Origin of the sequence: Bacillus sp. EB106-08-02-XG196, assembly GCF_013396335.1 — a bacterium.
Classification (GTDB): domain Bacteria; phylum Bacillota; class Bacilli; order Bacillales; family Cytobacillaceae; genus Neobacillus.
This window is the reverse complement of the sequence record NZ_JABWSY010000018.1, coordinates 122,192-134,811: the sequence shown is the minus strand read 5'-3', so window position 1 is coordinate 134,811 and position 12,620 is coordinate 122,192. Positions and strand designations below refer to the sequence as shown.

General features: G+C 36.5%; 12 protein-coding genes and 1 pseudogene. 9 read left to right on the top strand and 4 right to left on the bottom strand.

The window, feature by feature from the left end; translation table 11 throughout:
• The first annotated feature begins 220 nt into the window (after positions 1–220).
• The 8 genes from MLOOGBEN_RS24225 to MLOOGBEN_RS24190 all read left to right on the top strand — a co-directional run bounded on the left by MLOOGBEN_RS24225 (position 221) and on the right by MLOOGBEN_RS24190 (position 8,347).
• A complete protein-coding gene (locus MLOOGBEN_RS24225) occupies positions 221–1,021 on the top strand; it encodes a hypothetical protein (protein ID WP_179160851.1) in 801 nt (266 codons plus the stop codon).
• 192 nt (positions 1,022–1,213) lie between these two features.
• Entirely contained in the window at positions 1,214–1,933 is a 720-nt protein-coding gene (locus tag MLOOGBEN_RS24220; RefSeq protein WP_179160850.1) for a YebC/PmpR family DNA-binding transcriptional regulator, read from the top strand.
• 67 nt (positions 1,934–2,000) lie between these two features.
• Complete coding sequence (locus MLOOGBEN_RS24215) at positions 2,001–2,636, top strand: pentapeptide repeat-containing protein (protein ID WP_179160849.1); 636 nt, start codon at positions 2,001–2,003, stop codon at positions 2,634–2,636.
• 128 nt (positions 2,637–2,764) lie between these two features.
• Entirely contained in the window at positions 2,765–3,520 is a 756-nt protein-coding gene (locus tag MLOOGBEN_RS24210; RefSeq protein ID WP_179160848.1) for a GTP cyclohydrolase II, read from the top strand.
• The gene (gene ribD, locus MLOOGBEN_RS24205) at positions 3,513–4,616 is read left to right on the top strand and encodes a bifunctional diaminohydroxyphosphoribosylaminopyrimidine deaminase/5-amino-6-(5-phosphoribosylamino)uracil reductase RibD (protein WP_179160847.1); all 1,104 of its coding nucleotides are present in this window, start codon (positions 3,513–3,515) and stop codon (positions 4,614–4,616) included. Before MLOOGBEN_RS24210 ends, ribD begins: the two co-directional genes overlap by 8 nt.
• 1 nt (position 4,617) lies before the next feature.
• The gene (locus MLOOGBEN_RS24200; protein ID WP_179160846.1) at positions 4,618–5,190 is read left to right on the top strand and encodes a 5' nucleotidase, NT5C type; all 573 of its coding nucleotides are present in this window, start codon (positions 4,618–4,620) and stop codon (positions 5,188–5,190) included.
• A gap of 227 nt (positions 5,191–5,417) precedes the next feature.
• Positions 5,418–6,896 carry a SulP family inorganic anion transporter gene (locus tag MLOOGBEN_RS24195; RefSeq protein WP_179160845.1) on the top strand — a complete coding sequence of 493 codons (1,479 nt, stop codon included), beginning with the start codon at positions 5,418–5,420 and terminating at the stop codon, positions 6,894–6,896.
• Between the two features lie 296 nt (positions 6,897–7,192).
• Entirely contained in the window at positions 7,193–8,347 is a 1,155-nt protein-coding gene (locus tag MLOOGBEN_RS24190) for a glucose-1-phosphate adenylyltransferase (RefSeq protein ID WP_179160844.1), read from the top strand.
• A gap of 128 nt (positions 8,348–8,475) precedes the next feature.
• Here the strand turns inward: MLOOGBEN_RS24190 and MLOOGBEN_RS24185 are convergent.
• The 3 genes and pseudogenes from MLOOGBEN_RS24185 to cccB form a co-directional block, all read right to left on the bottom strand.
• Positions 8,476–8,799: pseudogene (locus MLOOGBEN_RS24185) on the bottom strand (thioredoxin domain-containing protein); the annotation flags it as partial.
• Positions 8,800–8,817: 18 nt separating this feature from the next.
• The gene (locus MLOOGBEN_RS24180; RefSeq protein ID WP_179160842.1) at positions 8,818–8,985 is read right to left on the bottom strand and encodes a lipoprotein; all 168 of its coding nucleotides are present in this window, start codon (positions 8,983–8,985) and stop codon (positions 8,818–8,820) included.
• A 137-nt stretch (positions 8,986–9,122) separates the two neighbouring features.
• Complete coding sequence (gene cccB / locus MLOOGBEN_RS24175) at positions 9,123–9,482, bottom strand: cytochrome c551 (RefSeq protein WP_179160841.1); 360 nt, start codon at positions 9,480–9,482, stop codon at positions 9,123–9,125.
• 191 nt (positions 9,483–9,673) lie between these two features.
• On the opposite strand from cccB, the gene MLOOGBEN_RS24170 reads away from it, so the two are divergent.
• Entirely contained in the window at positions 9,674–11,809 is a 2,136-nt protein-coding gene (locus MLOOGBEN_RS24170; protein ID WP_179160840.1) for a heavy metal translocating P-type ATPase, read from the top strand.
• 41 nt (positions 11,810–11,850) lie between these two features.
• On the opposite strand, the gene MLOOGBEN_RS24165 is transcribed toward MLOOGBEN_RS24170, so the two are convergent.
• A complete protein-coding gene (locus MLOOGBEN_RS24165) occupies positions 11,851–12,255 on the bottom strand; it encodes a VOC family protein (protein ID WP_179160839.1) in 405 nt (134 codons plus the stop codon).
• Positions 12,256–12,620: the final 365 nt, after the last annotated feature.

Here is a 12,620-nt window from a genome sequence, read left to right as displayed (position 1 = left end):
TATATCAAATTAACGCGGTGAATCATTAAAGTTTATGAAAAAATAAAAGGCTGTCGAGAGTTTCTCGACAGCCTGGATGACATCCATATGATGTCATTCTTTTTTTGAATTTAAATCTTCATTAAGAGCCTTTTTTCAAAAAAATTGACGACGCAGGAGTTTGTCTTTAACCTTTATAACCTTAATTAAATACTATAGTAATAAAAGGCAGGTGAGTAACATGTATTTGGTTGGCTTTTATTCACCAAAGGCGAAATCAGGTGTTACGGAATTATCCTTATCCATTTATCATTGGCTTAAAATGAATACTGATTTAGCAGCTGCATTTATTTCATATGGGACATTAGAAAAAGAAGGTCTTTCTGACGAGGTAATCCATGATTTTTCTAAATTGACACTTACAGAACAAAAACGAATCGTAAAGAAAATGAAGAAAGAGTTCGATATTATTATCTATGATGCTTCGAGTCAGCTTTCTGAAGGAGTATTAAAACTTCTGCCTATTGTGGACAGATTATTTGTTATCGGTGAAGAAAATACAGATTTTGCTGTCAAACTCCATCAAATCATCCAATTTAACAAAATTTTTGATAAAGGTGTAAAGAATTTCATTCAGCATTTAAAAGGCAATAAAACCTTTATTATTCGTGAAAATAAGGAAGGTCGTGTCATTGGCTTTAATTACACTAAAAAAGAAACAAATGATATTGGGCAGATGGTATACAGAGATTATGTAACACGTTATTTAGAAGAAAAATTTATTGAAAAAAATGAAAAAATCTATAAAAAGATTAAACTAATTCCAAAAGAGACTTTGTTTCGTGGCTTATACGAGCTTGGAATTGATTTTGAGAAAGCATTACTTTTTCACGAATATGTTCTTTTACGGGAAGCATTAGGACAAAATTATCATGAAGCACTCGAAAATCTTTTCCCTCTATTAATCAATTCCTCCTTTGAAGAAATCCTAGAAAAGTTTCAAAATGAAATCAAATTTATCACAAAACTAAAATTATCCTAAAAAAGTCAGGAACGAATTTCCTGACTTTTTTATCGTTACAATTATAAAGTATGCTTATTACTACTTAACAAATGGTCCAAATACGGTATAATATTATTTGCAATAACCTATGATTTTAGAAAATGGTTGAAGATGCAATCTATTTCTATTACTATTTTTATGTAGAGTCAATATTGAAAGTGAGTGGACATTATGGGCCGTAAATGGAACAATATTAAAGAAAAGAAAGCCTCAAAGGATGCAAATACAAGTCGTATTTATGCAAAATTTGGCGTTGAAATTTATGTAGCAGCTAGAAGGGGTGAACCGAACCCTGAATCCAATCAAGCTTTAAAATTTGTATTAGAACGTGCTAAAACGTACAATGTACCAAGACATATTATTGACCGTGCGATCGACAAAGCTAAAGGCGGTTCAGAAGAAAGCTACTCTGAGCTTCGTTATGAAGGTTTCGGTCCTAATGGTTCAATGGTTATCGTTGACGCTTTAACCAATAACGTGAACCGTACAGCATCTGACGTTCGTGCTGCATTTGGTAAGAATGGCGGAAACATGGGAGTCAGCGGCTCTGTTGCTTATATGTTTGATGCTACAGCGGTTATTGGTCTTGAAGGAAAAACAGCCGATGAAGTTCTTGAAATCTTGATGGAAGCGGATGTTGACGTTCGTGACATCTTAGAAGAAGATGAATCCGTTATCGTTTATGCTGAACCAGAACAGTTCCATGCTGTGCAGGAAGCATTTAAAAATGTGGGAATCACTGAATTCTCTGTCGCAGAATTAACAATGCTGGCACAGAACGAAGTGACTCTTCCTGAGGATGCACAAGCAAAATTCGAAAAAATGATCGATGTTTTGGAAGATCTTGAAGATGTTCAACGAATTTATCACAATGTCGATTTAGGTGAATAATACTTATGCAGACCTTTGTTTTTACAAAGGTCTTTTCTATTAGATTATTGGTAAGGATGGTTTTAAAATGGCAAACACTTTTAAAATTCAACAACCCAAAATACCAGATGGTTTAACAACAACAAGTTTTCAACCAATGGAAGAGCCTTATTATGAAATGAGTATCATAAGTGATTGTTCCATTAAGAGTGAAGAAATACATAGAATACGGTTTGAACAAGTCATTTTTAAAAATGTCACTTTTATAGATGTTTCTTTTAAAGGTATCGAATTAACAGACGTTATTTTTGACCACTGTGATTTATCCAATACAGATTTTAGTGATGGAAGTATTCATCGTGTTGAATTTAAAGATTCTAAAATCCTTGGACTTAATCTTTCCGATGCCTCACTCGGAAATGTTTTGTTTCAAAATTGCAATGCAAATTTGATTTCGTTTGGGTATTCCAAACTAAAGCAGGTACGTTTTGATTCTTGTTTACTTCGCAATGCTGACTATTATGAATCCAATTTTAATAAGGTGGCATTTAAAGAATGTGATTTAAATGAGGCCAATTTTGAACAAACTCCTTTGAAGGGGATTGATTTAAGTACCTGTACCTTTGATCAAATAAATGTTTCTTTAAAAGATATAGCTGGCTGTGAGGTTACAGCACACCAAGCCTTAGGATTTGCACGATTATTAGGATTGATAATAAAATAGGAGTTATTAGGGAGCTCGTTAGATTGCTCCCTCTTTAGGGTTATGAAGAAAGTTAAACATATCGTGCTCGAGGATAAGCATGAAATAAAAATGAATATGACAAACTAATAAAAAAAGGGGATCAATAAATGAAACAAAGTCTGGATTCTAAGGTACTTTCAGTATTAGAAGATAAAATCCAATTAATTAAAACGAATAAAGGTGCAATTTATTTAGTTGGACCTATAAAGCTTCCTGTTAATTTATACGGAGAAACAGTGGAGTTCAAATGGTACTGCTGGTTAAATTGTAATGAGGTTACAGAGGACTTCGAAAGGATTATCGATAAATTATCATCTTCCAACTTAGCTGAATTTCAACAGTCAAGTGTCTTAGTATATGGTGACTTTGAATATGGTGAGGATGCGATTATTCGTATGCATTCCATTTGTCACACAGGTGATATTTTTGGCAGTAAGCGCTGTGATTGCGGCTACCAGCTTAAACAATCGATGAAAATGATTCAGGAACATGGAACAGGTGCATTGTTCTATTTAGCTAACCACGAGGGAAGAGGTATCGGCTTATTTAGTAAAGCAATGGCCTATGTGTTACAAGAAAACGGATATGACACAGTAGAGGCGAATGAAGGACTTGGATTTGTTGATGACTCAAGAAATTACAGTGACGCCATTCAAGTTCTAAAGGCTATTCGTCAAAGACCAGTAACCTTAATGACAAACAACCCAAAAAAATTAAATGCATTAAAAGAAGCTGGTTTAGAGGTTTCAGGTCGTCAGCCTTTATGGGGAGATATTTCTGAATATAATGAGAAATATTTACAGACAAAAATAAAAAAGTCAGGTCATCTAGAAGAAGATGAAAGGATTTATCCAAATGACTAATCATGAATTTTATATGGATTTGGCCATAAAAAATGCGCAGGCGATGAAAGGCCAAACGGACCCGAATCCATTGGTAGGTTCGGTTATTGTCAATGATAACTCTGTTGTAGGAATAGGTGCTCACTTGAAGGCAGGAGAGCCGCATGCTGAGATCCACGCAATTCGGATGGCTGGCGAAAAAGCAAAAGGCGGTACCATTTATGTGACACTGGAACCCTGTTCCCACCACGGAAGGACAGGTCCTTGTGCTGTAGCGATTGTAGAAGCAGGAATTAAAAAGGTTGTGATTGCAACCCTTGATCCAAATCCGGTTGTTTCAGGAAATGGTGTGAAAATCTTAAAGGATGCCGGAATCGAAGTTATTGTAGGTGTCCTTCAAGAAGATTCACAAAGGATGAATGAAGTTTTCAATAAATTTATTGTCGAGAAAACACCATTTGTTACATTGAAAGCAGGAATCACCCTTGATGGGAAAATTGCCACGCATTCCTTTGATAGTAAATGGATTACTTCTGAGGAAGCCCGAAGAGATGTCCATCATCTTAGAAATGAAAACATGGGCATCCTTGTTGGCGTTAACACGGTCATAAAAGATAACCCAGAGCTAACCACCCGGATACCGAATGGCCGTAATCCTATTCGAATCGTTTTGGATTCAACTTTAAGGATCCCTTTGGAATCGAAGGTGATTACAGATAACCTGGCTGAAACATGGATATTTACAAGCGAGAATTTTAACAAAGAAAAGCGAAATATTCTCGAGAACTCTGGGGTAACGGTATTTCAAACCACAGGTTCAAAAAATGTTAATCCAGGGGAAGTCCTTCAAATATTAGGTGAAAAATTAGTCTCTTCCGTTCTAATTGAAGGAGGAGGAACGATCAACTGGTCCTTCTTAGAAAAAAAATTAATTGATAAAGTAGTCTTGTATGTGGCTCCAAAAATAATTGGCGGTCACAATGCTCCATCCTTCTTAGCTGGGACAGGGTTCGATAAAATGAAAGACGCTGTAAATTTATCTAATCTATCTTTACAGCAAATCGGCAGCGATTATAAATTTACCGGATATCCGATATACTCTCACGAGGAGCTTTGATATGAAATTTGGTTTTGATATTGATGATACTTTAATCAACCTGAGAGAACATGCATTTACGATCTACAATAAAAGGTTAAATAAAAACGTACCTTCCGAAATATTCCATGAGCTAAAAAGAGTTGAAATCCACGAGCCCTTTGGATTAAGTGATATAGAAGGTAGTGAAATGTGGAAATCTTCTTTAGAGGAGATTTATTATACGGACTGCCCTCCTTTTCCAAGTGCGGTTGAAACATTAAAAGAATTAGAGGAAAAAGGGCATGAGATTTATTACATAACAGCAAGGCCAAAAGAACATGGAGAACGGACGAAAAAATGGATGATAGAACAGGGTTTCCCTGTTCGGGATGACCGTTTTTATTATGGAATGCTGGATCACGAAAAGGTTCAAATAATCAAAGAATTAGAGCTAGATTATTACTTTGATGATAAAGCTGAGGTCTTAGATACTCTTTCACATGATTCCTTAAAAGTTTTTGTTAGGGACCAGTCATATAATCGACATTTACACTATCCCCGAATAGTAGATTGGACAGACTTAAATGAGGTATTAAAAAATGAGCTTGAATAGAGAAGACAGAAGGGTATTTAAGACCCTTCTGTTTTTTTATTTTTCACTGATTCAGGTAGAAAACTAGAGAAAAGGAGAGTAAAACAGAAGAAAAGATTAATGTGTGCGTTTACATTCTATTTCACAAATTTGTCACAATCATTTATACTGTGATTTGTTCACAACGGCCCTGACTTTCATGAGAGTTGAAAGTCAACAAAAAATAAAGAATTGAAAAGAGGTGCTTCATGAAAAGTAACACACTTAAAGATCAATGGTTCGGAAACATCAAAGGTGATGTACTATCTGGAATCGTCGTGGCAATGGCATTAATTCCAGAAGCGATTGCATTCTCATTGATTGCCGGAGTTGACCCAATGGTCGGATTATATGCATCATTCTGTATTGCTGTTGTCATCGCGTTTGTAGGAGGAAGACCGGGGATGATTTCCGCTGCAACGGGTGCGACTGCTTTGGTAATGGTGACGTTAGTTGCAGATTACGGGTTGCAATACCTGCTTGCTGCAACTATCCTAACGGGCGTAATTCAAATCGTAATGGGTGTTCTCAAATTAGGAAGGTTAATGAAGTTTGTACCGCGTTCCGTTATGATTGGATTCGTTAACGCGCTCGCAATCTTAATTTTTTCTGCACAATTAACACACTTTGTCGGAGAATCTTGGGCAATGTATGCGATGGTAGCCGGAGCCTTAGCCATCATTTATATCTTTCCACGTTTTACCAAGGTGGTTCCATCTCCATTAGTAGCGATTATCACTATTACCGTAATTGCAGTATTGACTGGCAGTGGAGTACGTACGATTGGTGATATGGGCGAATTAACGCAGACTCTGCCATTTTTCTTAATACCTGATATTCCGTTTACTTTTGAAACATTAAAAATCATTTTCCCTTATTCACTATCCATTGCAATTGTTGGGTTAGTGGAATCCTTATTAACAGCTTCGATTGTAGATGATATGACGGATACAACAAGTGATAAGAACAAGGAAGCAAGAGGGCAGGGAATCGCAAATATTGTTTCCGGATTTTTCGGCGGTATGGCTGGCTGTGCCATGATTGGACAATCTGTTATTAATGTGAAATCTGGAGGTAGAGGCAGGTTATCTGCGTTAGTAGCTGGTGTCTTTTTAATGGTCTTAATCATACTTTTAAATGATTTCCTGGTTCAAATTCCAATGGCAGCATTAGTTGGTGTGATGTTCATGGTTTCCATCGGCACATTTGATTGGGGAGCCTTAAAAAACATCCGCAAGACTCCAATCTCTGACACAATAGTTATGATTGCGACCGTAGGGACGGTTCTTGTGACACATGATTTATCAAAAGGTGTTCTGGTAGGAATTTTATTAAGTGCCATTTTCTTCGCTTCGAAGATTTCAAAAGTAAAAGTAACCACATTAGCTTCAAAAGGTTCACATAAAAAAGTCTACACTGTCTCAGGTCAATTATTTTTTGCATCTGTAACAGAATTTGTTGAAAGTTTTAATTACAATGAGAATGTAAAAGAAGTAACAATAGATTTAACTCAAGCTCATTTATGGGATGATTCGGCTGTAGGGGCCATTGATAAAGTAATCATAAAATACCATCAGAATGGCATTAAAGTTCAGTTAATTGGTCTAAATAAAGAGAGTAATAAATTGATAGAAAAGTTAGCAGTTCATAATAAGCCAGGTAATCTTGAAAAGGCTATCGGACATTAAAATATATAAAAACACGCTGATTGATACAAAATCAGCGTGTTTTTTTGCGAGAAAATCCATTCACACAATTTTCATATTTTTCAATTATTACATCGTTCACATTCGACATAAACCGTTTGTATTTGTTGCTTGTCCATTACTATTTCTTGTTTATTTTTGATTGATAAAAGAAATAACGTCGAATAAATGATTAACCGGTCGCAATTTATAGATATTTTCTATTTAACACAGGTGCTACAATGAGGGCAAGTAAGGATTACATAACGGAAATTGTTTTATAAAAAGGAGGGAACCCCATGACAAGAAAACAATGTGTTGCCATGTTGTTGGCAGGAGGGAAGGGAACAAGGCTAAAGGAATTAACTCAGAATTTAGCAAAGCCAGCTGTCCCCTTTGGAGGTAAATATCGAATTATTGATTTTGCACTAAGTAATTGTAAAAACTCTAGCATTGATACAGTTGGAATCCTTACACAATACAAACAAGAAACCCTAAAGAATTATATTGCGGATGGTGAAAAATGGGGCCTTAATCGAAAAATTGGCGGTGTTGCTATACTGCAGCCTAATCAATATGCTAATGAAGATAGCGGCTATGAAGGTACCGCACATGCCGTTTTTGAAAACCTCCGCTATATTGAAAATCAAAACCCAGAATTTGTACTCATTCTTTCTGGTGATCACATTTATAAAATGGATTACAGTCAAATGGTAGAAGAGCATAAGCGATCTGGAGCGGATGCCACCATTTCAGTCATTAAAGTCCCATGGAGTGAAGCCAGCAGATTCGGAATCATGAATATTGATCCTGAGACAAATCGGATTATCGAGTTTGAGGAAAAGCCCATTTATCCAAAGTCTAATTTAGCATCAATGGGGATATATTTATTTAATTGGTCAATTTTAAAAAAATTTTTAGAAAAAGAAGAAAACAATCCATTTTCTACAAAAGATTTCGGCAAGGATGTTATTCCTTCTATGCTTCAGGATAACTGCCACTTACATGCCTATCAATTCAATGGGTATTGGAAGGATGTTGGAACAGTCCAAAGCTTTTGGGAAGCACACATGGACCTTTTATCGGTAAACACTAACCCGATACTTAAAAATGAAGAATGGATTATTTATACGAACGGAATGAGCCATCCACCTATGTATTTGGATGGAAATGCTTCCCTACACCAATCCATCATAAATGAAGGCTGCAAGGTTTATGGAAAGGTTGAAAATTCTGTGCTGTTTTACGGTGTGACAGTAGGCCATGGGGCAATCATTAAGGATTCCGTTATTTTACCTAACACGATTATTGGTGAAAATGCTGAGATCTACCGCTCAGTCGTTGGAAGCGGGAGCGTAATTTCGGCAAATGTAAAAGTAGGATCTTCAACACCATTTAGTGAAATCACTTTAATAGGAGATAACCAAACGATCAAACCACTCGTTTTTAAATAATGTTAATGCGGAATCTACAAGGACTTCGCATTTTTTATTGCTATAAGGGAAATTAGATATATCTACTCAAATTTTTTCTTTAAAAACAACATGCGGCCACAATCTAGTTGATTGTGGCCACATGTTGTTTATTTTAGTTTATTATATTCATTTTTAATTTCTTCAACTGTTTTCTCAATTTCCTCTCCCCAGTGATCGTTCACGCTTTTAAAAACGACCTTTCCATCTTGATCAAGCATCCCATAGCCTCTATATGCTACATCACCATTTTTCATACCCATGAAATCGATTAATTCTAAATCAGGATCAGAAACAAAGGGGAGGCTCTTACCATAACTACTTTCTAATTCTTTGTATAATTGAAGTTGTTCCTCGGGTAAATCTTTGCTAAGTACATACATTTCTACATCCATGCCTTCTAATTTACCGATATTTTCATGCAACTGAACTAGTTGCTGGTGGCAGAGTCCTCAGGTGTAGGAAGTGATAAAAAAGAATACTGTTGGTTTAGTTAAGGGAAACGTTACTTCCTCTTGATCCTGGTTATGTAATGTGATGGGCTCGTTAAGTGTCTTTTGTCCACACGCTGTAATAAGTAGAATAGAAATGAGGGCCAAGACCATTAATTTAAATTTCATATTTTTCTCCTTACCAAATTTTATTGTGATTAACTACTTTATTGTAGTGTAAACTATTTTATCATTCAAATAATTGCTCTTATCGTTATTCGCTCAAAAAAACCAGATTGGAATTTCCATTCTGGTTTTTTCCTGCTTTATTTTTTTTCTGCAAGCCATGAAGCAACTGCAGCTGCGTCGTCGCCCTTAAGGAGTCCTCCAGGCATACCGCCTTTACCATTTTCAATAATATCTAAAATTTCATCTTTGGAGTATTGTGAGCCGATTTTATCAAGATCCGGAGCTCCTCCACTTTTTAAATCTCCACCATGACAAGAAGAACAACTTTGTTGAAATAGAGCCTCTCCATTACCTGCATCAGCTGTTTGTTCCTGTTCATCGCCATCCTGTTCCTCAGTAGGTGTTGTATCTTGTTCTGTTTCCTCATCACCGCCTCCACAAGCTGTAAGAAAGCCTATAAAAGCAATACATATTAAACTATAGAGCAGTTTTTTCATTTTATTCACCTCCATATACATCTAGTTTTTCTAAAATTGCCTTTGAATATTCTACAAAATCTCAAAGAATGCCTCGGTTGTTTCCATTAATTTCAGATTATTTTATGAGATCATTCAAACAATTGTTTGACCGTTTTCATCAAAATTGTATATAATAATAATCAAATGAACGTTTGAATGAGGTGGGAATCATGAGTAATGCGTTAGAAAAAGGAAATGAAAAAACGGTTTATCGTGTCCAAGGATTCACCTGAGCAGGCTGTGCCACTAAGTTCGAAAAGAACGTAAAACACCTGGATGGTGTTTCAGATGCAAATGTAAACTTTGGTGCAGCAAAATTAACCGTTTATGGACTTACCACCATAGAGGAAATAGAAAAAGCAGGAGCCTTTGAAAATATAAAGGTTGTTCCAGAGAAACAAAAAGTAGTAGAGAAGAGAATACCGTTTATACAAAAACATTCAACTGTCATCGTTTCATTCGTATTCTTACTGATTGGATGGTTTTCAGGACAAATGAATGGGGAAGAGAGCATCCCTTCGATTTTAGCGTATGGTGTGTCTATTTTAATTGGCGGTTATCGGTTATTTAAAACAGGGATTAAGAACTTATTCCAATTGGAATTTGATATGAAAACCTTAATGACCATCGCTGTCATAGGTGCTGCATTTATTGGAGAATGGGGTGAAGGAGCTACCGTTGTTATCCTATTTGCAATAAGTGAAGCACTTGAATCGTATTCAATGGATAAGGCACGGCAATCGATCCGATCCTTAATGGATATCGCTCCAAAGGAAGCATTCATTCGAAGAGGAAATAAAGAGCTCACGGTTGAAGTGGAAGACATTCAAATTGGTGACACTCTAATTGTAAAACCTGGACAAAAAATTGCCATGGACGGGATTGTAGTTAAGGGATTATCTGCAGTAAATCAGGCCGCCATCACTGGTGAATCTGTCCCAGTTGCAAAATCAATAGATGATGAGGTCTTCGCTGGAACGCTAAATTCGGAAGGGTTACTTGAAGTTAAAGTAACCAAACATGCTGATGACACAACGATTGCGAAGATTATTCATCTCGTTGAGGAAGCCCAAGCGGAAAGGGCACCATCTCAGGCATTTGTTGATCGCTTTGCTAAGTATTACACACCAATTATTATGCTAGTCGCATTAGGTGTCGCTGTGGTTCCACCGTTATTCTTTAGTGGTGAATGGGATAAATGGATTTATCAAGGTTTAGCCGCTCTTGTGGTCGGCTGTCCCTGTGCATTAGTTATATCCACCCCTGTTGCTATTGTAACGGCAATTGGAAATGCTGCTCGAAATGGTGTTCTGATTAAAGGCGGGATTCATTTAGAAGAAATGGGAGCAATCAGAGCCATTGCCTTTGATAAAACAGGAACGCTAACGGAAGGAATTCCAGTTGTTACTGATTATCTCCCCCAGCAGAATACAGATGCTAGTGAAGTTTTAACCATTATTGCAGCTTTAGAAAACGGTTCTCAACATCCATTAGCTTCAGCAATCATCAAGAAAGCAGAACAAGAAAATCTGCCTTACCCAGAACTTGCTATAGAAGAATTCTCCTCAATAACTGGTAAAGGGATAAAAGGTAAGGTCAAAGGAAAAATGTATTTTGTAGGAAGTCCAAAGTTATTTGATGAAATCTTACTAGATGGAATTCCACCGTATTTGAAAAAGACCATTTCCGACCTTCAAAATAAAGGCAAGACGGTCATGGTTGTTGGCACTGAAACAGAAATCTTAGCTCTCTTGGCGGTTGCAGATGAAGTAAGAGGAAACAGTAAATCCGTCATAAAGAAACTACACTCATTAGGTATTCAAGAAACCATTATGTTAACAGGTGATAATACTGGGACTGCAAACGCAATTGGAAGTGAAGTAGGGGTCTCAAATATTAAAGCAGAATTGCTGCCGCAGGACAAATTAGCCTTCATTAAAGAATTAAGAAAAAAATATGATCGTGTAGCGATGGTTGGAGACGGAGTTAATGATGCACCAGCATTGGCTGCTTCCACTGTTGGAATTGCGATGGGCGGGGCAGGGACGGATACTGCACTTGAAACGGCCGATATTGCTTTAATGGCCGATGACTTAGGTAAGCTTCCATTTACGTTAAGACTAAGTCGAAAAGCCTTGAATATCATTAAGCAAAATATTACATTCTCTTTAGGAATTAAGCTTGTTGCATTGCTATTAGTCATACCTGGCTGGCTCACACTCTGGATTGCTATATTTGCAGATATGGGTGCTACGCTGATTGTCACATTAAATGGTTTAAGACTTCTCAAAATCAAAGACAAATAATTTAGGGCTTCCCAAGTGATTGGGAAGCCTCTTGATTATTTCTAACTAACAGTAAACATCCAGATTACTCCAAATTTGTCCTTCACCGAACCATGAAGTTTAGCGAAGAATGTTGGTTGAAGATCATGTAGAGTGTTTCCGTCTTCTTTTAGTACATTCCAAGCTCTAATTGCATTTTCCTCAGAATTAAGCTCTATACTAATACACACTTTTCCAGCATCCTGTAAATCTTGTCTATAGTCGGAGCCCAGAATATATCCCGTTTCAGTTATTTTCATTTCAACATGTAAAACAAGGTCTTTATCGCTTTCAGCAATAGGAAAATCAGGGCTTGGGGGCATATCCCCATATTTTTGAATAGTAATGATCTCTCCATCAAAAGCTTTTTGATACCATTTAAAAGCTTCATCGCATTCTCTGTTAAACATTAAATAGGGTTTAATCATTTTTTAGTCTCCTTTAGTAATTACAATAATATTTACCTTATACTCCAATTATTATAATCGAACATCAGTTCGATTATCAAGTGTTATTTAGGTTCTCTTCGTTTAAATGGTAAAAAAAAAACCTCTTTTCGTAAACTTTGTTGCTTTCTGTACAAATTACTCTAAATTAATCGCTACTTCGGACAAGTTCGATGAATTTAAGAGTCATGGTGTCCGAACCTGAGGTGACTTCAGTCAAGCTTGATGAATTTAAGAGTCATGGTGTCCGAACCTGAGGCGACTTCAGACAAGCTTGATGAATTTAAGAGTCATGGTGTCCGAACCTGAGGTGACTTCAGTCAAGCTTGATGAATTTAAGAGTCATG

Bases quoted from the DNA above. Each gene is read 5' to 3' on its own strand.
- MLOOGBEN_RS24225 (WP_179160851.1), top strand. From the start codon at position 221: ATGTATTTGGTTGGCTTTTATTCACCAAAGGCGAAATCAGGTGTTACG.
- MLOOGBEN_RS24220 (WP_179160850.1), top strand. From the start codon at position 1,214: ATGGGCCGTAAATGGAACAATATTAAAGAAAAGAAAGCCTCAAAGGAT.
- MLOOGBEN_RS24215 (WP_179160849.1), top strand. From the start codon at position 2,001: ATGGCAAACACTTTTAAAATTCAACAACCCAAAATACCAGATGGTTTA.
- MLOOGBEN_RS24210 (WP_179160848.1), top strand. From the start codon at position 2,765: ATGAAACAAAGTCTGGATTCTAAGGTACTTTCAGTATTAGAAGATAAA.
- ribD (WP_179160847.1), top strand. From the start codon at position 3,513: ATGACTAATCATGAATTTTATATGGATTTGGCCATAAAAAATGCGCAG.
- MLOOGBEN_RS24200 (WP_179160846.1), top strand. From the start codon at position 4,618: ATGAAATTTGGTTTTGATATTGATGATACTTTAATCAACCTGAGAGAA.
- MLOOGBEN_RS24195 (WP_179160845.1), top strand. From the start codon at position 5,418: ATGAAAAGTAACACACTTAAAGATCAATGGTTCGGAAACATCAAAGGT.
- MLOOGBEN_RS24190 (WP_179160844.1), top strand. From the start codon at position 7,193: ATGACAAGAAAACAATGTGTTGCCATGTTGTTGGCAGGAGGGAAGGGA.
- MLOOGBEN_RS24180 (WP_179160842.1), bottom strand. From the start codon at position 8,985: ATGAAATTTAAATTAATGGTCTTGGCCCTCATTTCTATTCTACTTATT.
- cccB (WP_179160841.1), bottom strand. From the start codon at position 9,482: ATGAAAAAACTGCTCTATAGTTTAATATGTATTGCTTTTATAGGCTTT.
- MLOOGBEN_RS24165 (WP_179160839.1), bottom strand. From the start codon at position 12,255: ATGATTAAACCCTATTTAATGTTTAACAGAGAATGCGATGAAGCTTTT.